Source organism: Kitasatospora sp. NPDC036993 (assembly GCF_055607525.1).
The window spans coordinates 34,507-55,380 of the sequence record NZ_JBVJRP010000030.1 but is presented as its reverse complement, the minus strand read 5'-3'; the positions used below and the strand labels follow the sequence as shown (position 1 = coordinate 55,380).

The 20,874-nt window shown below is 70.3% G+C and carries 22 protein-coding genes; 7 read left to right on the top strand and 15 right to left on the bottom strand.

The genetic code is table 11. The features are described 5' to 3' along the window. Positions 1-80 precede the first annotated feature (80 nt). Genes ACZ7C5_RS36620 through ACZ7C5_RS36610 form a run of 3 tightly spaced genes read right to left on the bottom strand, consistent with a single transcriptional unit; the run spans position 81 to position 4,121 of the window. Positions 81-1,619, bottom strand: a complete 1,539-nt coding sequence (locus ACZ7C5_RS36620; RefSeq protein ID WP_401086894.1) for an FAD-binding protein — start codon at positions 1,617-1,619, stop codon at positions 81-83. Beyond that, the gene (locus tag ACZ7C5_RS36615; protein ID WP_470324346.1) at positions 1,616-3,214 is read right to left on the bottom strand and encodes a flavin-containing monooxygenase; all 1,599 of its coding nucleotides are present in this window, start codon (positions 3,212-3,214) and stop codon (positions 1,616-1,618) included. Before ACZ7C5_RS36615 ends, ACZ7C5_RS36620 begins: the two co-directional genes overlap by 4 nt. A gap of 10 nt (positions 3,215-3,224) precedes the next feature. Further along, positions 3,225-4,121 carry a class I SAM-dependent methyltransferase gene (locus ACZ7C5_RS36610; protein WP_470324345.1) on the bottom strand — a complete coding sequence of 299 codons (897 nt, stop codon included), beginning with the start codon at positions 4,119-4,121 and terminating at the stop codon, positions 3,225-3,227. Positions 4,122-4,424: 303 nt separating this feature from the next. On the opposite strand from ACZ7C5_RS36610, the gene ACZ7C5_RS36605 reads away from it, so the two are divergent. The 7 genes from ACZ7C5_RS36605 (at position 4,425) to ACZ7C5_RS36575 (ending at position 9,279) form a co-directional block, all read left to right on the top strand. Then, positions 4,425-4,679: a hypothetical protein gene (locus tag ACZ7C5_RS36605; protein WP_401086888.1), complete on the top strand. Its 255-nt coding sequence runs from the start codon at positions 4,425-4,427 to the stop codon at positions 4,677-4,679. Positions 4,680-4,690: 11 nt separating this feature from the next. After that, positions 4,691-5,677 carry a 3-oxoacyl-ACP synthase III family protein gene (locus ACZ7C5_RS36600; protein WP_401086886.1) on the top strand — a complete coding sequence of 329 codons (987 nt, stop codon included), beginning with the start codon at positions 4,691-4,693 and terminating at the stop codon, positions 5,675-5,677. Beyond that, the gene (locus ACZ7C5_RS36595; RefSeq protein WP_401086884.1) at positions 5,674-6,426 is read left to right on the top strand and encodes an SDR family NAD(P)-dependent oxidoreductase; all 753 of its coding nucleotides are present in this window, start codon (positions 5,674-5,676) and stop codon (positions 6,424-6,426) included. Before ACZ7C5_RS36600 ends, ACZ7C5_RS36595 begins: the two co-directional genes overlap by 4 nt. A gap of 387 nt (positions 6,427-6,813) precedes the next feature. Further along, positions 6,814-7,581 carry a pyridoxal phosphate-dependent decarboxylase family protein gene (locus ACZ7C5_RS36590; protein ID WP_401086883.1) on the top strand — a complete coding sequence of 256 codons (768 nt, stop codon included), beginning with the start codon at positions 6,814-6,816 and terminating at the stop codon, positions 7,579-7,581. 11 nt (positions 7,582-7,592) lie between these two features. After that, positions 7,593-8,003 (top strand): hypothetical protein, encoded by a 411-nt coding sequence (locus tag ACZ7C5_RS36585; protein WP_470324344.1) that lies wholly within the window; start codon positions 7,593-7,595, stop codon positions 8,001-8,003. Between the two features lie 44 nt (positions 8,004-8,047). After that, the gene (locus tag ACZ7C5_RS36580) at positions 8,048-8,647 is read left to right on the top strand and encodes a hypothetical protein (RefSeq protein ID WP_470324343.1); all 600 of its coding nucleotides are present in this window, start codon (positions 8,048-8,050) and stop codon (positions 8,645-8,647) included. 68 nt (positions 8,648-8,715) lie between these two features. Further along, positions 8,716-9,279 (top strand): DUF6875 domain-containing protein, encoded by a 564-nt coding sequence (locus tag ACZ7C5_RS36575; RefSeq protein ID WP_401086878.1) that lies wholly within the window; start codon positions 8,716-8,718, stop codon positions 9,277-9,279. A gap of 253 nt (positions 9,280-9,532) precedes the next feature. Here ACZ7C5_RS36575 and ACZ7C5_RS36570 read toward each other — a convergent pair whose 3' ends face one another. From ACZ7C5_RS36570 to ACZ7C5_RS36515, 12 genes are read right to left on the bottom strand one after another with little or no spacing between them, the layout of a single operon-like run. Continuing rightward, positions 9,533-10,375, bottom strand: coding sequence for an alpha/beta hydrolase (locus ACZ7C5_RS36570; RefSeq protein ID WP_401086876.1), 843 nt, complete (start codon positions 10,373-10,375; stop codon positions 9,533-9,535). Then, positions 10,372-11,094: a beta/alpha barrel domain-containing protein gene (locus tag ACZ7C5_RS36565; protein ID WP_401086874.1), complete on the bottom strand. Its 723-nt coding sequence runs from the start codon at positions 11,092-11,094 to the stop codon at positions 10,372-10,374. The genes ACZ7C5_RS36570 and ACZ7C5_RS36565 overlap by 4 nt, the downstream gene beginning before the upstream one ends. Beyond that, positions 11,091-11,828, bottom strand: coding sequence for a phosphoribosylanthranilate isomerase (locus ACZ7C5_RS36560; RefSeq protein ID WP_401086873.1), 738 nt, complete (start codon positions 11,826-11,828; stop codon positions 11,091-11,093). Before ACZ7C5_RS36560 ends, ACZ7C5_RS36565 begins: the two co-directional genes overlap by 4 nt. Next, entirely contained in the window at positions 11,825-12,970 is a 1,146-nt protein-coding gene (locus ACZ7C5_RS36555; RefSeq protein WP_470324342.1) for an acyl-CoA dehydrogenase family protein, read from the bottom strand. Before ACZ7C5_RS36555 ends, ACZ7C5_RS36560 begins: the two co-directional genes overlap by 4 nt. A 57-nt stretch (positions 12,971-13,027) precedes the next feature. Beyond that, a complete protein-coding gene (locus ACZ7C5_RS36550) occupies positions 13,028-13,402 on the bottom strand; it encodes an ectoine synthase (RefSeq protein WP_401086869.1) in 375 nt (124 codons plus the stop codon). A 51-nt stretch (positions 13,403-13,453) separates the two neighbouring features. Beyond that, positions 13,454-14,347 carry a tryptophan synthase subunit alpha gene (gene trpA / locus ACZ7C5_RS36545; RefSeq protein ID WP_470324341.1) on the bottom strand — a complete coding sequence of 298 codons (894 nt, stop codon included), beginning with the start codon at positions 14,345-14,347 and terminating at the stop codon, positions 13,454-13,456. After that, complete coding sequence (locus ACZ7C5_RS36540; protein ID WP_401086865.1) at positions 14,340-15,359, bottom strand: anthranilate phosphoribosyltransferase; 1,020 nt, start codon at positions 15,357-15,359, stop codon at positions 14,340-14,342. Before ACZ7C5_RS36540 ends, trpA begins: the two co-directional genes overlap by 8 nt. Before the next feature lie 58 nt (positions 15,360-15,417). Further along, positions 15,418-15,675, bottom strand: a complete 258-nt coding sequence (locus ACZ7C5_RS36535; RefSeq protein ID WP_401086863.1) for an acyl carrier protein — start codon at positions 15,673-15,675, stop codon at positions 15,418-15,420. Continuing rightward, a complete protein-coding gene (locus ACZ7C5_RS36530) occupies positions 15,672-17,252 on the bottom strand; it encodes an AMP-binding protein (RefSeq protein WP_470324340.1) in 1,581 nt (526 codons plus the stop codon). Before ACZ7C5_RS36530 ends, ACZ7C5_RS36535 begins: the two co-directional genes overlap by 4 nt. Continuing rightward, on the bottom strand, positions 17,249-18,115 hold the full coding sequence (locus ACZ7C5_RS36525) for a MaoC family dehydratase (RefSeq protein ID WP_401086859.1): 867 nt from the start codon (positions 18,113-18,115) through the stop codon (positions 17,249-17,251). Before ACZ7C5_RS36525 ends, ACZ7C5_RS36530 begins: the two co-directional genes overlap by 4 nt. Beyond that, a complete protein-coding gene (locus ACZ7C5_RS36520; protein ID WP_401086857.1) occupies positions 18,112-19,365 on the bottom strand; it encodes a beta-ketoacyl-[acyl-carrier-protein] synthase family protein in 1,254 nt (417 codons plus the stop codon). Before ACZ7C5_RS36520 ends, ACZ7C5_RS36525 begins: the two co-directional genes overlap by 4 nt. Before the next feature lie 50 nt (positions 19,366-19,415). Continuing rightward, positions 19,416-20,627: an aminotransferase class I/II-fold pyridoxal phosphate-dependent enzyme gene (locus ACZ7C5_RS36515; protein WP_401086855.1), complete on the bottom strand. Its 1,212-nt coding sequence runs from the start codon at positions 20,625-20,627 to the stop codon at positions 19,416-19,418. Positions 20,628-20,874 lie beyond the last annotated feature (247 nt).

Here is a 20,874-nt window from a genome sequence, read left to right as displayed (position 1 = left end):
CCAGTGGATACGGAAAAGGGCGGGGGCCCCGTCCCCGCCGCCGGGACTTTACGTCCGGCCGGGCCGCGCTCGGGTCGCGGTCAGGCGAAGAAGCCCTGGCCGGGAGTGAAGAGGTTCTTGGGGTCGTACTTCGCCTTGGCTGCGCGCAAGGCCGTCCAGCGGTTACCGAAGTGGGCCCTCCAGTCGGCCTGGGTCATGTTCGGTACCGCGCCCACCAGGTAGCGCTTGGCACCCATGGCCACCGCGGTGTCGTACAGTCGGCGGTTCTGGTCGAGCATGCCCTGGATGTTCGGCTCACCCGGGTTGGGGAAGCGCAGCAGGTCGAAGAGATAGGCGGCCGACTCGTTCGGCTGTATCGCCAGCGGCCGCCCGATCTTCGAGGTGACGTACGGGTAGAAGAGCAGGAACCCGCCCCCCAGCGAGGCCGCGGTCAGCTCCTGCTCGACCTGCTTCATGAAGGTCTTCACCTTCGACGCCGGCAGGAACATGCTCAGCCAGGGCTTGGGCCCTGGCCAGTAACCCGCCTGCTTCAGATACGCCTCGGCCGCGTCGATCCGGAACGCGTACGCCCGGTACGTCATATCCTCGATGACCGCGTCGGCCCGTACGTCCCTCAGGTCGGCCAGCAGCCCGTCGCGGTCCGGCGGGGTCGTGTCGTAGGCGGCACCGACCTCCATCTTGTAGCGCCAGCCTGAACCGTCCGGCTTCTGGAGCATCTCGCCGGCCTGGATCTCGAACCGGCCGTCCTCCATCACCTGCTCGGCGTCCGCGAGGTAGGTCTCCACGTCGTTGTAGAAGAGGCTGAGGAGGACCACCCGCGCCGGCGCCGGGATCAGCGCGACCGTTGCCCGGACGATGATGCCGACCTGGCCGCCGCCCGCCAGCGCCGCGTTGAACAGCTCCGACCGCACCGACGGGCTGGCCGTGACCAGCTTGCCGTCGCCCGTGACGATGTCGATGGACTGCACGGTGTCGCACTGCAGGCCGTACCTCTGTACGGTGCCGCCGATACCGCCGACGCTGATGGTGCCGCCGACCGAGAGGTGCATGTAGTCCGTCAGCGCGGGCGGGGTCTTGCCCAGCGCCAGGGCGGCGTCGGTCAGCTGGCCCCACGTCACACCGGCCTCGACCACGGCGTGGTCGCTGCCGATCGAGAGGATCTTCGACATGCCCTTGGCGTCGATGGAGATGCCGCCGGGGACCCGGGCCTGGCCGTACACGGAGTGCGATTCGAGGTCGGCGCCCCTACCGCCCTGCCCGTTGACCGCGACCTTGATGCCGTTGGCCCGGGCGTAGTTGACGATCGCGACGATGTCGTCGATCCCGCCCGGCCGCAGCACGGCCCACGGCCTGTTGCCTGGGGCGTCCCACAGGTGGCCGAAGTCCTTGCCGAAGGCCTCGACCGTGGCCGGCGCCGCCTCCAGCGTGCCGCTCAGTGCCGGCACCGGGACGACGCGCGCGTCGCCGGCGGCCTCGGCGGCCGTCGCCCAGGTCCGGTCGACCGCGTTCCAGCCGACCACGACAGCCGCGGCGGCGATGCCGCCGAGGAACTTGCGTCGCGACGGCTGCGCGACGGCGTCCTCGGAGGCCCCGGCGGCGGTTCTTGGGGTAGTGCTCATCTGAAGTCCGTCTTCCGATCGGCATGACTTGCTACTGGTGAGGTACCGGCCTTGCTGGTGCGCACCTGCGAGGCGAGCTGGTACTCGCTCAGGTCGAAGCGCTTGGTCTGGCTGCGGAAGCGCCAGGTGTACGTCGGCCAGATCGACGGATTGCGGCCGTTCGCGTCCAGGTACCAGCTCTTGCAGTTGCCCGCGTTCCACACGGTGCCGTCGAGCCTGGCGTCGAGCGCCTTGTTGTAGGCATCCTGCGCCTCCTGCCGGACCTCGACGCTGGCCAGGCCGCGCTTCTCGATCTGCTTCAGCGCGTCGAGGACGTAGGCGATCTGCGCCTCGATCATCACGACCTGGGAGGAGTGCCCCAACGTCGTGTTCGGGCCGAGCAGCATGAAGAGGTTGGGGAAGCCGGCGATGGTGGTGCCGCGGTGTGCGGACATGCCGTCTTTCCACGCCTCGCGCAGCTGCACGCCGCCCCGGCCCCAGATCCGGCGCGCCACCGGACGGTCGGTGGCCTGGAACCCGGTGCCGAGGATGATGGTGTCGACCTCGCGCTCGACCCCGTCCTTGCCGACGATCGACTTGGCGCGGACCTCCTCGATCCCATCGGTGATCAGCTCCACGTTGGGCTGCTGGAGCGCCGGGTACCAGGTGTTGGAGAAGAGCAGCCGCTTGCACGCCATGACGTAGTCGGGCGTGAGCTTGGCACGCAACGCCTCGTCCGGGACCGACTTCTTCAGATGGTCGCTCGCCATCTTCTGCATCTTCCCGGCGACCTTCGGGCGGGCCATCACGAAGGCCAGGACCTCCCGGCCCCACATGTTGAAGTTCCGCCGGAAGTTCTGGTAGCCGGGCACCGAGCGCAGCAGCTTGGCCTGGAGCGGGCTGGTGGGCTTGTCTTTCTTCGGGCCGACCCACGGAGGCGTGCGCTGGTAGAGGTCGAGCTGCCCGACCTCGGGCTGGATCTTCGGGACGAACTGGATGGCCGAGGCGCCCGTACCGATGACGGCGATCCGGCGGCCGGCGAGACCGTGGTCGTGGTCCCAGTTCGAGGAGTGGAAGATCTTCCCGTCGAAATCCGCCAGGCCCTTGATGTCCGGTACGGCCGCCTCACTGAGGTAGCCGGTGCCGGTGACCAGGATCTGCGCGGTGTAGTCGCCCTGCGAGGTCTCGATCTTCCAGTGCCTTCCGACGTCGTCCCAGCGAGCGGCCAGGAGTTCATGGCCGAACCGAATGTGTGGGCGCACGCCGAAGCGGTCGGCCGTCTCACGCAGGTACGCGTACAGCTCGTCGCGTTTGCCGAAGGTGGATTTCCAGTTCGGGTTCTGGGCGAACGAGAACGAGTAGAGGTGGGACATGACGTCGCACGCGCACCCCGGATAGCTGTTGTCGCGCCAGGTCCCGCCGACCTCGTCGGCCCCCTCGAACAGCAGGAAGTCGTCGATGCCCGACTGCAGCAGCCGGATGGCGGTGCCCAGGCCCGAGAAGCCGGTGCCGATCACCGCGACCCGCAGATGCCGGGTCGGGCCGTGCCCGCCGGAGACCGTCCCGGTGCCCGTAGGTGCCCCGCCGTCCTTGGCCGGCTCGAGAATGCTCGTCACGTCGTCCTCCTCAGCGGCGGGTGATGGTGACGCGGAAGTTGTTGAAGAACTTGTCCTCGAGCGTGTACGCGAAGATGTCGAGGTAACGCTCGAAGCGGTTGACGACCTCCTCGCCCTCCATGGCGACGGCCTCGTCCCGGCGCTCGGCCAGCAGGACCAGCCAGGCGCGGCAGGCCATCGCGAAGGACTCGCGCTCGTTGACGATCTCGTCGATCTCGAAGAGCCCCTCGGCAGCGGCGCTCAGCTCGCTCAGGTGCGGGATGTGGCAGCCCGCGAACTCGGAGCGCTGGAGGAACTTCAGGTCGTCGAGGAGCGCGCGGTTCATCGGCAGCGCCTCGGCGGTCATGGTGTGGAGTACGAACTTCGCGCCGGGGTTCAGGGCGTTCGCGACCTGCTGGAAGAAGAAGCGGTAGCGCTTGGTGCGCTCCTTCGGCGGCAGATCGGAGGAGACGAAGTGCTCCAGGGCGTTGATGCAGAACGCGGCGTCGTACTTCTCGCTGTCGTCCGCGACCTTGTAGTCCGCCCAGCTCTGGCCCAGCGTGGTGATGCGCGGGTTGCCGAGGCCCGCGATGAAGGCCTCCTGGGTGCGGGACAGGGTCAGGCCGACGGCCTGCTCCGCGCCGTGCACGGTGGTCAGGCGGTTGAGCATGGTGCCCCAGCCGCAGCCAATGTCCAGAACGCGCTTGACGTCGCCGGTCGCCACGTTCGCGAGTTCGGCGAACTTGTCGAGCTTGCGCTCCTGGGCCTCGTCGAGGGTGGCGACCAGGTCCTCGCCGGCCTCCCAGTAGCCGCCGGAGTACATCATCGTGGGGCCCAGAAGGAGCCGGTAGAAATCGTTGCTGACCTCGTAGTGGTGCCTGATCGCATCGACCTCGGGGTCCACCGACTTGGGGGCGACCGTTGTCATCCTGAATCCTCGCTTCTGACTGTCCGCCGGGGCGTACTTCCGAACTCGCGTCCGAGAAAACCGGATGCACCGCAAGGCGTGCGCAAGACGGGGCGGATTCGCGGTACGGCCGGGACCGCGCTGTTACAGGAGTACCAGCGCATCCCCGCCTGACAGCGCGAGCACCCCGCGGGGCCGTCGCGCCGGCCCCGCCGACCAACACATTCGAGGACGGCGAAGGCTCGGTCTTGCGCCTTCCTTGCGGGGGCGGGGATTTCATCACTCCCGAAATCGCACACACGCACTGTCGAGAGGACCGACCCCATGTCGCTGCCCACCATCGAAGAACTGGCGAGCCAGCTCGAGGCCGTTTCGGGTGCCGCAGAGGTGAGCCCCGACGCCCCGCTCCAGCACATCGCGGACGTCGACTCGCTGGACCTGATGGAGTGGCTGTACGGCTTCCAGACCCAGTACCCGCACGTTCCGGCCGACGAGTCGCTCTTCGCCGACCTCGACGACACGACCACCCTGCGTGACGTGTACGCGAAGATCGTCCTGCTCGTCCCGGCTCAGGCGTAGCGAGGGCTGACGTGACCGGCTTTGACATCACGGGGTGGGGCATGGCGGTGCCCGAACGCATCGTCACCAGTGCCGAACTCGCCGAGCGTTTCGGCGTCGACGAGCACTGGGTCGTCAGCCGCTGTGGCATCCGCGAGCGCCGGGCGGTCGGTCCCGGGCAGACCACCGCCTCCCTGGCCGCCGAGGCCGGCCGGCGCGCGCTGGAGAAGGCGGGCCTGACCGGCGCCGACATCGCCCACCTCATCGTCGCGACCGCCACTCCCGAACAGCCGTCCCCGGCGACGTCCGCGTTCGTCCACCACGAACTGGGCATCTTGGGGAGCGCGTACGACGTCAACTCCGAATGCGCGGGCTTCGTCTACGGGCTGGTGTCCGCGATGGCGCTGATCGCCATCGACCCCCGCCCGATCCTGTTGATCGGCTCCGACACCCATACCCTGACGGCCAACCCGGCCGACCGGGACCTGTCCATCCTCGTCGGCGACGGCGCGGGTGCGGTCGTCATCCAGCCGGCCGCGGAGAACCGGGTCAAGGCATGGAACCTGGGCGCGGACGGTTCCTGCGCCGGCTCGCTCAAGGTACTCGCCGGCGGGAGCCGGATGCCGACCACCGCGGAGACGGTGGCCGCGGGCCTCCACTACGCGCAGATCAACGGCAACGAGATCTACCTCAACGCCGTCCGCTACACCGTCCGCACGGTCCGCGAGACGTTGGAGAAGGCCAAGGTGGACGCGGCGGACGTCGACCATGTCGTTCCGCACCAGGCCAACATCCGGATCATCAACTCGGTCCTGGCGCACACCGGGCTGCGGCAGGAGGCATTGGTCACCAACCTCGAGAAATACGGCAACACCGCCTCGGCGTCGATTCCGATCGCGCTGACGGAGGCCCTCGAAGCGGGCCGGATCAAGCCTGGCGACAAGGTCCTGCTGGCCGGCTTCGGGGCCGGCATGACGTGGGGTTCGATCCTGATGGAATGGGGCGGTGCCACCGCATGAGCAAGAACAGTACGGGTCAGTGCCCGGAGCACCCGGTCGCGCTCGTGACCGGTGCCTCGGGCGGCCTGGGCCAGGCGCTGGCACTGGAGCTGGACGCGCTGGGCTGCCGGGTCGCGGTCCACTACAACAGCTCCAGGGAGGCCGCCGAGGCCGTCCAGGAGAAGCTGACGAACCCGTCCGCCCTGGTGACCGGTGATGTCGGCTCGTGGGAGGCCACCCAGGCCCTCTACGAGCAGATCACCATCGAGCTGGGCCCGGTGGACGTCCTCGTGAACAACGGGGCCATCCGCAAGGACAGCCTGATGGCGATGCAGAACCCGGCGGACTGGGCACAGGTGATCCAGACCAACCTGATCGGGTCCTTCCACGCCGCGCGGGTCTCGGTGCCGTACATGCTGCGGCAGCGGTGGGGCCGGGTGATCAACGTCGTCTCCCCATCGGGCATCATCGCGACGGCTGGCCAGACGGCGTACTCGGCGTCCAAGGCAGGTCTGATCGGCCTCACACGCACCCTCGCGGCGGAGTGCGGCCGGCGCGGGGTGACGGTGAACGCGCTGTCGCCCGGCTTCATGATCACGGGTATGACGAAGACTCTCCCGGATCGCGTGATCGAGGGGATGGAGGACAAGGCTCCCATCCCCCGCTTCGTCACGGTCGAAGAAGTCGCCCGCAGTCTCGGGCTCTTCCTGGACCAGGACTGCATGACGGGCCAGGTCATCAGCATCGACAGCGGCGTGTCCATCACCTGACCGCCCCCGCTCGCCACCGTTTTGGTACACCGGGCCCCGTGTACGGCCGAGCGCCTGACTGGGCGCGTCCTCGCCCGGCGTTGCGTGGGTCTTGCGGGGTCTTCGCGATCCTCCTCATGGGCGTGCGCATGCCCGCGTACGTCTGACTCGTGCCGCCCTGGGGGCGGCCGCTGGGGGAGGTCCCGTGGACTTGCACGACCTGCACGACTTGCGCGAATGGCTGCCGCACACGCTCGGGGTGGCGGAACGGTGGGGCGGGCGGTTCGGCCCGTACGAGACTCACGACGCGCACCGCGTGCACCCCGACGCGTTCGCGGAGGTCTTCGAGCGTTTCGCCAAACGGATGGACCACAACTATCCGTTCTTCACCCGCGTTACGCGGGACAGATGGTCAAGCCGCCCCACCCGGCGGCGGTCACCGGCTACCTCACCGCCATGCTCTTCAACCCCAACAACCACGCCGCCGAGGGCGGTCCCGCGACCACCGAGATGGAGCGTGAGGCGGTTGCGGAGCCGGCGGCCATGTTCGGCCTCGGCCAGTGCACCGGGCACCTCACCACCAGCGGCACGATCGCCAACCTGGAGGCCCTGTACGTCGCCCGGCAGCTGCACCCGCAACGCGGGATCGCGTACAGCAGCGAGTGCCACTACACCCATGAGCGGATGTGTCACGTCCTGGGCATGCAGGGCCACCGGATCCCGGCCGACGAGCACGGCCGCATCGAACTCGGTGCGCTGGAGTCGGCGCTACGCGGCGGGCGGATCGGCACGGTCGTCGTCACCACGGGCACGACCGGGCTCGGAGCGGTCGATCCGGTGCACGAGGTGCTGCCACTGGCGCGCCGCTACGGGGCGCGGGTGCACGTCGACGCCGCGTACGGCGGCTTCTACGCGGTCCTCGGCAGGGCGGGCGCCGCAGACATCGAAGCGGCGCTCTGGCGAGCGATCGCCGAATGCGACTCGGTGGTGGTGGACCCGCACAAGCAGGGGCTGCAACCGTACGGCTGCGGGGCGGTCCTCTTCCCGGACCCGCACGCGGGCCGGCACTTCGCGCACGACTCGCCGTACACATACTTCACCGACTCGGACCTGCACCTCGGCGAGATCAGCTGGAGTGCTCGCGGGCGGGCGCGGCGGCCGCCGGCCTGTGGCTGACCCTGCAACTGTTGCTGCTCACCCCGGACGGCTTCGGGCGGATCCTCTCCGCGAACCGCAGGGCCGCGCTGAGGTGGGCGGACCTGCTGACCGCGTCCGGCGAACTGGAGCTGTACCAGCACCCGGACCTCGACATCGTGACGTACTTCCCGGCGACCGCCGAGGCCTCGCTGTCCTCGATCGACGCGGCGTCGCAGCGGCTGCTGCGAGACGCCATGACAGCGGAGGCGGACCCGGTGTTCCTGAGTGTGCTGCGCGCCGATGCCGGTGCGTTCACACGACGTCACCCGCACGTGGCAGCGGACGCGGAGGCGGCCCGGGTGATGCGCAGCGTGCTGATCAAGCCGGAGTTCGAGCACTACCTACCGACCCTGCACGCTCGCGTGGAAGACCTCGCCGCAGGCGTCCGTACGACGGCCTGAGCGCCCTCGCGCGATCCCTCCCCCTCTGAACGGAGGTCCTTGTCTTGACCACGACGGCTTCATCCTCCTCGAACCGGCTGAGTCGATCGACCGTCACCCATCTGTGTGCCCTGCTCTCCTCCAGCTTCCACGATGACGCGCTGACCCGCTGGCTGATCCCCGACGAGCGGCTGCGGGCCGAGCTGCTGCCGGGATTCTTCCGAGTGTTCGTCGAACTTTCCGCCGCCTACGACGGGGTGCTCACCACCCCTGACGGCGATGCGGTGCTGCTCTTCCTGCCGCCGGGCGCCGAACCGGACGAGGAAGCCCTGGACGCGGCCTTCGCCGGTGTTCTGGGCGAGCACACGGACGCACTGCGCACCATCACCCACCTGCAGGCGCAGCGCCATCCGCAGGAACCGCCGCACTACTACGTCTCGTTCGGCGCGGTCCGCGCCGAACGCCAGAAGGGCGGTCTGATCTCCGGGCTCGTCAGCGACCTGCTGGCCCGCGCGGACGCCGAAGTCGGGGGCGTCTACGCGGAAGCCAGCTCGCCGGGCGGCGAAGCCGTGAGCCGACGCGCCGGCTTCCGCCGTCTGGGCAGGGACATAGTCCTGCCCGGTGGCGGACCCACGTTCCGACCGATGTGGAGGGACCCCCGATGAGGGGAGACGACCTGATCCAGACGTGAACCGCCGGCCAGGTCGCCCGCGGCGAGGTGCCGGCCGATTCCTTGGGTCAGCTTCAGCAAGTACTCAGGTGGAACGGGGACTTCCTGGTCTCCGGCCACCCCGAACTGGGCCGGACCGGTCCGGTGTGCCCGTACACTCAGCCTTCGCTGCGCAAGGACCTGTTCCACCTGGCTCTGCCGTCCGCCGACTGCGACGACCTGGCCTCGGCGGTCGACTCGCTGCGCACCCGCCATACGGCCCTGTCGGAGCCGCTGTCGCCGGAGGAGCGTGAACTCCTGGTCATCCTCCTGGTCCTGCCGGGCTTCGACCCCACGGACTCGGTGGAACTGGACGAGCTCCAGCGCAAGGCGAAGGACGAGTTCGTGGCGGACGGGCTGATGATCGGACAGTTCCACCCGGTGTGCGAGGAACCGGGCCTCTACAACGAGGCCTTCCGCCCGCTGCGCGCCCCGCTGCCGCTGCTGGCGGTCCGCAAGCTCCTGGTCTTCGACCTTCCGTTCCTGGTGAGCGAGGAGTCGCACGTGGACCACTATCTCCAGCGCTTCGCGCCGGAGATCCCAGCCCGGATCCGGGACCAGCTGGTGAGCCTGGTCGTGAACGCCTGACCACCCTTGTCGTCGGAGGCTGACCGCGCCCGTACCGTCAGGCGCGGTCAGCCGTCCGTCGTCATGCCGGCTGCCGTCGTGGCTTCCGTTGATGAAGAGCCGGCGGGCGTCGCGACGAAGGCGCGTACCCGCGCGCCGGTCGGCCGGGCGAGGTGCTGGGAGGGGTCGGCGGCGAAGGGGATGCCGAGTGCGCGGCATCCCTCGGTGTGGCGGACCATCGCCGCCGGGTCGTCGGATCGGTCGGGGCCGCGCGTCAGGACCGCGCGGCCAGCAGGCAGTCCTCAAGGAACGTCAGGACGCGCAGGTGGTAGGCGGTGGCCGTGCGGCCGAGGCTGATGTTGTGGCCCGCGGCGGGGAGGTGCTCCACGGTCACCCGCGGGGACGAGGCCAGGCGGGAGGTCATCGACGTCAGCGTGGGATCGTCCAGGCGCCACCAGGCCTCGTGCTCCGCGAAGGTGAGCCGGACCGGGACGCGCACGTTCGGGGCCAGGGCCTCGTACTGGGCGGGCCAGTGGACCGTCTCCGCCGACTCGCGCGGCGGGGTCGGGGAGAGCAGGGCGCGGCTGGCTCGGAAGGTGCCGTGAGGGTAGAGGCGCAGGGGGCCCCAGTTGAGCCCGATGGCCCCGCCGCCGAGGGTGGACGGCAGACGCAGGGCCTGCGGGTGGTACCGGTAGCCGACGCCCGAGACGTCCAGGCCCAGCAGCCGTACGCCGCCCTCCGCGGCGGCCGTGTGGAAGGCCACCTTGCCGCCGTCCGAGTGGCCCAGGAGGAGGACCCCCGCGCCGATGTCGTGCCCGCAGGCGTGCTCCTTCAGGGCGGCCTGGAGCGTTTCGGCCTGGTCGGCCAAGGTCTGGCCCTCGGGAAGCCGGTGTGCCGAGTCGCCGTACCCGGGGCGGTCGACGGCCAGTACCGCATGCCCGAGGCCGGTGGCGAGGGGAATGAAGGAGTTCCAGTACGCCGCCCGCATGCCCCGGCCGTGGATCGCCAGGATCGTGGACCGGGCCGCCAGGCCCTTCGGCAGCTCCAGGATCGCCGACAGCGGGACACCCGCCGCGTTCAGCTTGTACACGAGTATGCCGTCTTGGGCAGTCGTCATCGGACCGCCGGTCCCGTTCGTGCACCCGCCACCGCGTCCATCCACGCTGCCGGCGACCCGCTGCGCAGCAACGATGTGCCCACCAGCAGTCCGCCGAACCCGGCGTCCAGGAGTCCGGCGGCGGTGGCCGGGTCGTCGATGCCGCTCGCGCTCACCGGGCACGCGGTGCCGGTCGCACGGACCGCCGGGAGCAGCTCCAGGGAGCGGCCCGGGTCACCTGCGCCGCGTTCACGTGTCTTGATGTCCTTGTTGTTGACCGCGATCACACACTCGGCGGGATGGTGGACCGGTTCGAGCTCGGACTCCTTCGTTATCTCGACGAAGGGGGTGAGACCGGTCCGGAGGCACTCCGTCACCAGCGTGCGCATGCTCGACCCGGGCAGCAGGGCTGCTGTCAGCAGCACCGCCGACGCGCCGAGATCCTTCGCTGTGCGGATCTGGTCCTTCCTGGTGATGAAGTCCTTCTGGAGGAGCGGCAGGCCGGTCAGCGCCGCCACGTCCCGCAGCAGGGCGGGCGAGCCGCCGAACCAGTGGCCCGTCACCACCGAGACACAGGGCGCGCCCGCCGTCTCGTACGCCCCGACGATCTCGGCCGGGGTCCTGCCGCCGAGCAGGTCGTACCCGTGTGCGTCGCGCCGTTTCACCTCCATCACCACGGGGGTCGGGGAGGCCAGGAGGGCCTCGAGGAACGAGAACTCGGTGCGGTTCCGCTTCGTCATCGCGACGGCTCCATCCGGGGGTGGTCGGGGACACGGGTGTCCGTGCACCAGGCGCGAGCCAGGGCTGCGACCTCCGCCCTCCCGAAGCCGCCGGTCGACGGGTCGCGCACCGCAGTGTCCACGTCGATACCGCGGAACCCGGGGTGGCGTACGGTCTCCTCGTGTGCGGGGCGGCTGGCCGGGGTCAGGCCCCCGGCCAGCAGGAAGGGCCGGGACAGCCGGGGCAGCAGGTCCCTGACGCGGGCCGGGTCGAGGGTGCGGCCGGTGCTGCCGATCCGGCCGTCCTCGGTGGTGGTGTCGAGGAGGAAGAGGTCGGTGCCGGCCCGCTCGTACGCGCCGATCAGCGGGCGTTCCACACAGCCGCTCTGTTCCGCCACGTGCAGCACCTTGATGATGCCGACCTCTGCGGGCAGCGCCCCGCGCAGGGCCCGTACGACCGCCGGGGGCTGGTACGCGTGCAGCTGCACCCAGCCGACGCCGGTGCGCCGCACGATCTCGGTCAGCCGGTCCGGATCAGCCAGGAACGTGACCAGGACCGGCAGCAGGCCGACCGAACGGGCCGCCGAGGAGAGGGCGGCGAGCCCGTCCGGATCCAGTTCCGACGGGCCGCCGGATACGCCGTGCCACAGCCCGACGCAGTGCGCCCCGGCGGCGGCCGCCGCCTCGATGTCCCGCGAGGCCGTGGCCCCGCAGACCTTCAACAGGGCCGGGGGCAGCGGGTGTTGGGTGATCACTTGCCGAGTCCCAGCATCGAGGCGATGCGGTTGTACTGGATCTCGTTGGTGCCGGAGTAGATGGTGCCGCCGACGGCGCTGCGCACGTCCTGCTCCAGGCCGTACTCCGACATGTAGCCGTGGCCGCCGAAGATCTGCACGGTGGTGAGGCTGGTCGCCAGATTGCTCTCGCTCGTGACGAGCTTGGAGATGGCGAGGTCCACGGTGACGTCCTCGCCGGCTTCCAGCTTCTCGCCCGTGTCGTAGAGCCATTTGCGGGCGGTCTCCAGCTGGATCTTCGTGTCGACGATCTTGTTGGCGATGCTCTGGTACGAACCGATCGCCTTTCCGAACGACTTGCGCGTCGTCGCGTAGTCGACGCACCGGTCGAGGCGGTGCTGCATTTCGCCCACAATGACGATGAAGGAGAACAGGATCTCCCGCTTCATCACGTGGTCCAGGACCAGGAACCCGCCCCCGGCCCGGCCGAGCACCGCGCTCCTGTGCACCCGGACTTCGTCGAGGAACAGCTCGCTCAGCGGCGAGGTCCGCAGACCCATCTTCTTGACGGGCCTGCCCACGGTCAGTCCGGGGATGTTCCTCTCCACCAGGAACGCCGTCGTTCCGAGCGGGCCGCCGTTCGGATGGGTCCGGGCGTAGACCACGATCACGTCCGCGACCGGCCCGTTGCTGACGAACACCTTGCTGCCGTTGATGACGAAGTCATCCCCGTCACGGACGGCCCTGGTGGTCATCGCCATGGCATCCGAGCCGCCTTCGGCCTCGGTGACGGCATGGGCGCCGATCATCTCGCCCGAGCAGATCCCGGGCAGGTAGCGCTCCTTCTGCTCCACGGTGCCGAACTGCTGGAGCGGGACTCCGGTGGAGCACATGGACGTGGTGACCGAGAAGCTGAGGCCCGAGTCGCGGTTGCACGCGCCCAGGCCCTCCAGCACGTACATGGTGGTGAGGAGGGACTGGCCGATGCCTCCGTAGTCCTCGTCGAAGGGCAGTCCGAGGATGCCGGTCTTCTGCACGACCTTCCACTTGTCCTGCGGGAAGGCGGACTGTTCGTCGAGCTGGATGTGGTCTGCGCTGAGTGCGTCTCCCCACCGTTCCAGGCCTTCGCGTAGATCTACCTGGTCGGTGTTCCAACGAAGCACGACGGACCCCTTTGATCGGACTGATGGTTCGGACGAGTGGCGCTTCGGGTGCGGTGCTCAGTAGGCGGAGGAGGTGTGCGCGTCCAGGTTGTGGACCTCGTCGCCGCGCAGGGCCGGCGAGAAGACGCAGACCAGGCGCAGATCCTCGTGCGGGCTGGCGCCGAGGTAGTGGGCATCGTGGTGGTCGAGGGCGTACATCCGGCCTGGGACTATCTCGTGCGAGGTGCCGTCGAGCTCGATGACCTCGCCGGAGCCCGCGATGCAGTAGCAGGCTTCCAGGTGGTTGACGTACTCCAGACGGGACTTGGTGCCGGCCAGCACGGTGGTGTCGGTGAGCGAGTAGCCCATGCCGTCCTCGGCCACGAGGAAGCGGCGGCTGAGGCCGTTGCCCCACTCGACGGTCTTCACCGACTCGATGTCACGAATGATCATGGAAATCTCCTGTTCAGGAAGGGGGGTGGAGCTCTTCGACTGGGAAGGGTTTCAGTGCGGCGGTACTGGCAGGACCGAGCGGACGAAGTCACGGAAGGCCTCGGTCACATCGAGGCCGGCTTCCTGCGCCCGCTCCACGGCGGCCACCGCGGCGGAGCCGATGATCGCGGCGTCGGCGCCACTGGCCCCGACGGCCTCCACGTCCTGCCGCGTGCTGACCCCGAAGCCGACGGCGATCGGGGAGCATGAGTGCGCCCGGAGCCCGGTGACCGTCTGGGCCAGCGCGGCGTGGCCGGCGGCGGGTGCGGTCCCGCTGCGTCCGTAGTGGGCGACGAGATAGAGGTAGGCGGAGGCGTGCGCGGCGGCCTCGGCCTGGGTCTTGGGCGGGCTCTCGGCGTAGCAGGTGGTGACGATCGGGAGTCCGGCGGCCGCGGCGGACTCCCGGTGCGTCTCGCACAGGCGAGGGGGCAGTGCATGGATGAGCAGACCGTCCGCTCCCGCCGCGGCGATGTCCCGGGTGACGGCGGCCAGGTCCCGGTGGCCCAGGGAGTACCTCCAATCGGCGAGCAGCGCGATCCGGGTCCGGGTGAGCTGCGGCCGTACGCCTGCGAGGAAGGCGAGGACGTCGTCCAGCCCCACCCCGCCGTGGTCCATCGCCCGGCGCGCCGACCGCCGGACGACCGGCCCGTCGGTGACCGAATCGGGAAAGGGGACGGCCAGTTCCAGGCAGTCCACCCCCTCCTTGTCGAGCATGAGGACCAGGTCCCGCAGGACCGGCAGCGGCGGGTCGCCGGCGTTGAGGAACACCGCGAGTCCCGGGCCCCGGCCCGCAGCGCGGTGTGCGAAGAAGGGCGCGGGGGCCGATGTCGCTCCCGTGGAGGGGAGCGGCCCCGTCCCGGCCGTGACGGTCCCGGTCGTCGTCGTGACCGCCGCAGGCCTACGCACGGGCCACCGCCCGCACGGCCTGCGCCAGGTCGTGAGCGGCGCCGGATCGGACCGCCTCCTCGGCCAGCGAGAACGCGGAGCGCCAGTCCGGGTGGGTGTCAGCGGCCACGGCCAGGGCGGCCGCACCCAGGCAGACCGTGCGGGTGGCCACCGCGCCTGCCGTGCCGGAGAGGACGGACAGGAAGTGGTCGACCGCTCCGGCGGGCTCGGCGGCGGGCCTCAGATCCTCGAAGGAGCCGTCGCCTGGGGTGAGTTCGCCCGGCCGGATGATCCGGCTCCGGGAGTCTTCCCCGTGGACGGTGTTGGTCACGAAGGGCAGCAGTTCGTCCGCGCCACTGTCGTTCGAGGCCAGCCAGATCCGGCGACCGGTCGTGGTCGCGGCGAGTTCACGCAGGGTGTCGAGGGGGGCGTTCGCCGAGACCCCGGTGACCTGGGCGGTCACCGGGAGGTCCGCGAGGAAGGGCCCCAGGGCGTTCAGGAAGCGGCCGAAGGGCTTCATGCTCAGCGGGGCCACGGTCCGTGCCAGCCGCGTCAGCTGTGCCGGGTAGACGAAGGGCCCTGCGAAGGCGATCCCGTACGTGGCGAGGGTGTCCTCGGTCTGGGCGTAGGAGGAGGTGAGACGGACGCCGAGCCGCTCCAGCAGATCGACGGAGCCGAGCGAGCTGGTGTAGGCCCGGGATCCGCTCTTGACGACCTTGACCCCGGTGGCCGCGGCGACGAACGCCGAGGCGGTGGAGATGTTGAAGGTCCTGGGACCGCCCCCGGTGCCGACGACGTTGACGGTGCCGTCCCAACGGGCGGGCACCGTGTTCGCCGTCCGGCGCTCGGCGAGCGAGTCCACCAGGTGGCGCAGGGTCCGGTGGTCGGGGAGCCGGCTGCCCAGAGCGGCCAGCAGGGCGACGGCCTCGGCCCTGTCGAGACTGCCGTCGCCGAGCTGGTCCCACCAGGACCGCCAGGTTTCGCGGCCGACCGGGGCCTGCTGCTTCAGCAGGCCGGTGAGTGCGTCATGCACGGTCGGGCTCCTTCTCATCTCCGTCGGGGATGAATCAGGGATGAAGGGGTGGACGGTGCTACGCGTCCGCCGTGCGGCGGGACTCGGTGATGAAAGCGTCGATCGCCGCGACGCTGCGGAAGTTGTCGGGGTTCAGGTCGGTGTCGCCGATGACGAGCTCGAAGCGGTCCTCGACCCAGGCGATCAGCTTGAGGACCCCCAGGCTGTCGATGACCCCGTCGTTGAGCAGGTCGTGGTCGGTCGAGAGCTCGTCGGCCGCGGTGCCCGGGAGGAACTCGGTGATGATGAAGTTCTTGATGGTGTCGATGTTGCTCATGACGCGATTCCTTCGGCGAGAGGTACGGCGACGGGCGTGGTGGTGGAGGAGCTCGGCTGGTCGAGGTGGTCGAGCGCGTTGCGGTCGACCTTTCCGGTGGCCGTCTTCGGCAACGGCGCGTCGGTGATGGGGAGCCGGTTGGGCACGGCGACCCTGGGCAGACGCCGGGCACAGTGTTTGCGCAGTTCCAGGCCGGTCAGGGCGGAACCGGGGGCGCGCTGGACGCCGGCGACGAGCGTCCTGCCGGCGATCGGGTCGGGCCGGGCGGCGACGCCCGCCTCCAGTACACCGGGGTGTTCCAGCAGGACCCTCTCGATCTCGGCGGTGTTGACGGCGACTCCGCGTACCTTGACCTGGAAGTCGGTACGTCCGGTCAGATGCAGGGTGCCGGCGGCGTCGCGCCGTACGAGGTCGCCGGTGCGGAACCAGCGGCGGTCGTCGAGGCCGAGCGGGTGGGCCGTGAACTTGTCGGCGTGCCGGACGCGGTCGAGATAGCCGAGAGCCTGGAAAGGCGTGGAGACGAAGAGTTCTCCGCTGCCGGGCCCTTCGACGACGATGTTGGTGTCGGGGTCGAGGACGAGGGCCCGCACACCGGGCAGCAGCCGGCCGATGGGTACGGCCGCGAAGGAGGCGGCCCGCGTGTCGACCTCGTGGACGAAGCTGTCGTTGGTCTCGGTGCAGCCGTAGATGTTGTGGACGCGGGCCCCGGGGAACAGGGCGGGCAGGGCGGCGAGGGTCCGGTCGGGGATGGCGTCGCCCGTGAACATCACGTGCTCGACCCCGGGGAAGTTGTCACCGCTCTTGTCCGCCGCGGCCTTCAGGAGCCCGAAGGCCATTGGGACGGCCTGGACGACCTGGACGCCGTGGCGCAGGATCAGGTCGCTCAGGTGGTGGCCGTGGGCGGCCAGCGCCGGGTCGACGAGCACCACGCTCGCGCCGCGGGCGAGGCTGGTCCAGACGTCGAGCAGGCACAGGTCGAAGTTGAGGGGGGCGTAGTTGAGGACGGTACGGCCGGGGCCGATCCCGAAGGCCGGGCCGGCCCACTGGATGAACCGGTCCACGGCGTCCATGCCCAGCGGGACGATCTTCGGCAGGCTGGTGGAGCCGGACGTGGTGAGCATGAAGGCCACGCCGGCGGCCTCCTCCGCCGGCAACGGCTGGGCCGCGACCGCCGCGTTGGGCGCGACCCTGGCGGGCTCCCCGCCGGGTGCGAGGACATGGGTGCAGCCGGCCTGTGCGAAGAGGTCGGCGAGCAGGGTGTCGGTGAGGGCAGGGGACGGGAGCATCACCGGCCGCCGGGCCAGCAAGCAGGCGAGTACGAGCGCCACGGCACCGGGCGACTTGTCGGCCAGGACACCGACCGGCACCCCCGGAGCGAGATCCAGGCACGCGAGCCGCCCGCGTTCCTGCCCGGCGAGCTCGTACAGCTCGCGGTAGCTGGTTTCCGCCGCGTTGAAGACGAGAGCGGTGGCGTCCGGCCGCGTCTTGACCTGCGTGAGGAACCCCCCGATGATGCCGAGCTCTTCGGAGCCGGCGGCCGAGCCCAGGGGCGCACTGCCGGGCATGGGCTCGGTCATCGGGGACCGCCTTCCGCCGGGGCGGCGAACCCGATCCAGCCCGATTTCACGGCCGCGCCCTTCGGCGTCCTGCAGGTGAAACGGACGACGCCGGCTTCGGCGTCGGGCTGGAAGACGATCTCCAGTGGCACGTCGGGAGGCACAGGGGCCGAGAAGCGGCAGCCGAGGCCGCGCACCCTGGAGGAGTCGCCGGCCACGAAGCGGTCCACGGCCTCCTCCACCGCGAGGGCGACGACGCTCATGCCGTGCGCGATGACGGTGTCGAACCCGGACCCGCGGGCCGCCTCCGCGTCAAGGTGGATGGGGTTCAGATCGCCGGAGGCGTGGGCGTACGCACGGATCCAGTCAGTGGTCAGCGTGTGCACCGCGGTCTGCGGTTCGCCGCTCCCCACCGCGGCGGGGGCGGCTGGGCCGCCCGCGACGGTGCCGAACGGCTCCAGCAGGGTCGCGCCCACCAGCAGGGCGGAGATGACCAGTTCCGCGAAAGGGCTCGGGCCGTCCTCGTCGACGAGCTCGACCCCGAGCTCGACCCGCGCGCCGCGCGGCTCCTTGCGGATGCCGAGCACGTCCAGCCGTACGGTCACCTGCTCGGCGGGCCGGACGGGCCGGACGGTGCGGATGCTCTGGCCGAGGTGGACCACGGACACCGGGCCCGGCTCGGGTGCGGTCAGCGCGGCGACGGTTTCCTCGGCCACGGTGTGGGCGAGGACGAAGGCGTGGACGGGAGAGGCCTGGCCCGGCGCAGCATCCGGCAGCCCTCGCCGGGCGGCGCGGCGGAACCCGGTGATCCCGGGCTCGGTGACGGTGACCGTCCGGACCCGGGAGGGGATCGGGGGGACCGAGGGGGGCGACAGGAGCGTCATGCTGGTGTCACCACGAGGGAGGAGTTGTGGCCGCCGAAACCGAACGAGTTCGTGATCGCGGGTCCCGAGCGCACGGCGCGGGGCGCGCCGTGGACGACGTCGATGTCCATTTCTGGCTCCAGCTGTTCATGGTTGGCGGTGGGCGGCACCTCGAGGCTGCGCATGGCCTGCACGGTGGCGATGAGTTCGACGGCCCCGGCGGCGCCGATGAGGTGGCCGATGACCGACTTGGGAGCCGTCACCGGCGGTTGGGAGGGGCCGAAGACCTTGGCGAGAGCGGCGGCCTCGGACCGGTCGTTGTACGGGGTGGAGGTGCCGTGAGCGTTGACGTGCACGATGTCGCCGGGGCCGAGCCCGGCGTCGGCGATGGCGCCGGCCATGGCGGCCGCGGCTCCCGCGCCATCGGGCAGCGGCATGGAGAGGTGGTGGGCGTCGGCGGTGGCCGCGTACCCGGCGACCAGCCCGTACGTCTTCGCACCGCGCGCCCGGGCGTCCTCCAGCCGTTCCATGACGACGAATCCCGCGCCCTCGCCCATCACGAAGCCGTCGCGGTCCTTGTCGAAGGGGCGCGAGGCGTGCTCCGGGTCGTCGTTGCGCAGCGAGACGGCGTTGAGGTTGCCGAATCCGGCCAGGGTGACCGGAGTGAGTGTGTGCTCGCAGCCGCCCGCGATGACGAGGTCGGCGCGGCCGGTCTGGAGCAGCATCAGGGCATGGCCGACGGCGTCGGCGCCGCTGGCGCAGGTGTTGGCGACGGTCAGGGCGGGGCCGGTCCAGCCGAGCCGGATGGCGATCTGTGCGGCGGCCGCGTTGGGCATCGTCATCAGCGGCATCAGCGGGTTGACCTTGGCCGGTCCGCCCTCGGTGAAGTGGGTGGACTCCAAGTCGCTGGTGGCGCGGCCGCCGACGGCATTGCCGACGATGACGGCGGTGCGGCCGGCTTCGGCGGTGGGCGATCCCGCGTCGCGGTGGGCGGTAAGGGCGGCGGCCGTGCCGTAGTGGGCGAAGGGGTCCATCCGGCGGACGTCCTTGGCCGGCACGAGCCCGTCGAGGCCGTCGAGGCCGCGGACCCGGCAGCCGATCCGCACCCGGTGGCGGCTGAGGTCGCAATGGGTGAGTTCGGTGGCGGTGGACCGGCCGGCCCGCAGTGTGTTCCACAGCTCGTCCGGGGTACACCCGCCGGGGGTGACAACGCCCATGCCGGTGATGGCCACGGACGGCTGCGCCGAACTTCCCCTCGGCGATCGAGGCATGTCTACTCCCTGAGGTGTAAGAGGCGTGAAGGGGACCGTCGTGATGGCGCTCAGATGATCCGGCACTCGCGGGCCGACGTGATGAAGGCCTCGGCGGCGAAGTCGATGTCGGCCGTGGTGTGGGCAGCGGTGATGGCGATGCGCAGCCGGGCCAGGTCGTTGGGGACGGCCGGGGTGACCACGGGCAGGCCGATGACACCGTTCTTGCGGCAGACGGTGGCGTAGTCGTAGGCGGCGGTGTCGGATCCGGCGATCACCGGGACGACAGCGGTCTCACTGTCCACGGTGCTCATGCCGGCCTCGTGGAGGACGGAGCGGAAGCGGGCGGACTCGCGCTGGATGAACTCCACGCGGCCCGGCTCGCGCTGGAGGATCCGCAGGGACACCAGGGCGGCGGCGGTCTGGGCGGGACCCAGGGCGGCGGAGAAGAGGAACGGGCGGGCCGCGTACTTGAGGTGGTGGATGAGTTCGGAGGAACCGGCGACCCAGCCGCCCATGGAGGGGATGGCCTTTGACAGGGTGCCGAGCTTGACATCGACCTTCACCTCGTAACCGAAGTGCTCCTCGATGCCCTTGCCGGTGTCGCCGATGACGCCGAGCGCGTGGGCCTCGTCCACCATCAGCAGCGCGTTGTGGGCGTCGCAGACCTTGCGCAGGTCGGGGAGGGGGGCGATGTCGCCGTCCATCGAGTAGACGCTGTCGACGATGACCAGGCGGACGCCGGTGTCGGGGGCGGCGGTGAGGCGCCGCTCCAGGTGGGCGACGTCGTTGTGCCGGAAGCGGGTGACGGTGGCGCCGGAGAGCTTGCAGCCGTCGACGATGCTGGCATGGTCGTACTTGTCGATGAAGACGGTGTCGCCGGGGCCGACGAGGGCGCCGACGGTGCCGACGTTCGCCGCATAGCCGGAACCGAAAACGAGGGCCTGCTCACGGCCGGCGAACTGGGCGACCTCGGCCTCCAGTTCCTCGTGCAGCGGCGTGGAGCCGGCCAGCGCGCGGACCCCGTGGTTGCCGGTGCCGTAGCGGTCGACGGCGGCCTTGGCGGCGGAGACGACGCGCTCGTCCCCGGCCAGGCCGAGGTAGCTGTATCCGGACATCATCAGCAGGCGCCGGCCGTCCTGGTCCGCGTACGCCGAATCGCGCTCGACGGTGTACGCGACGAAGCTGTTCTTCCGGGCGGGCTCGTACTCGAGGGACCGCACCCGGTCACGGAAGTACGACAGCTTCGGTTCGAGGCGGTCCCAGGCAGCGGATGCGGTCACGTACTTCTCCTCGTCGCGAGCGTCCGGCGGATCCGGAACCCCATCGATGACCTGGCGTCCTTTCGGCCGGGCCCTGGTGGAACTCCAATAATGCCCGTCAGGCGCAATAGCGGCGCAAGATCGCTACGAGGCAGGGGTGGCATTGTATTCGGCGGTCGGTCGTCCGCTATCAAGGTTGACATCCGTAGTGAGCACGTACATATCCTCTGGGCGGCACGAGCTAGGGGGAAGCTATGCACGAGCTAGG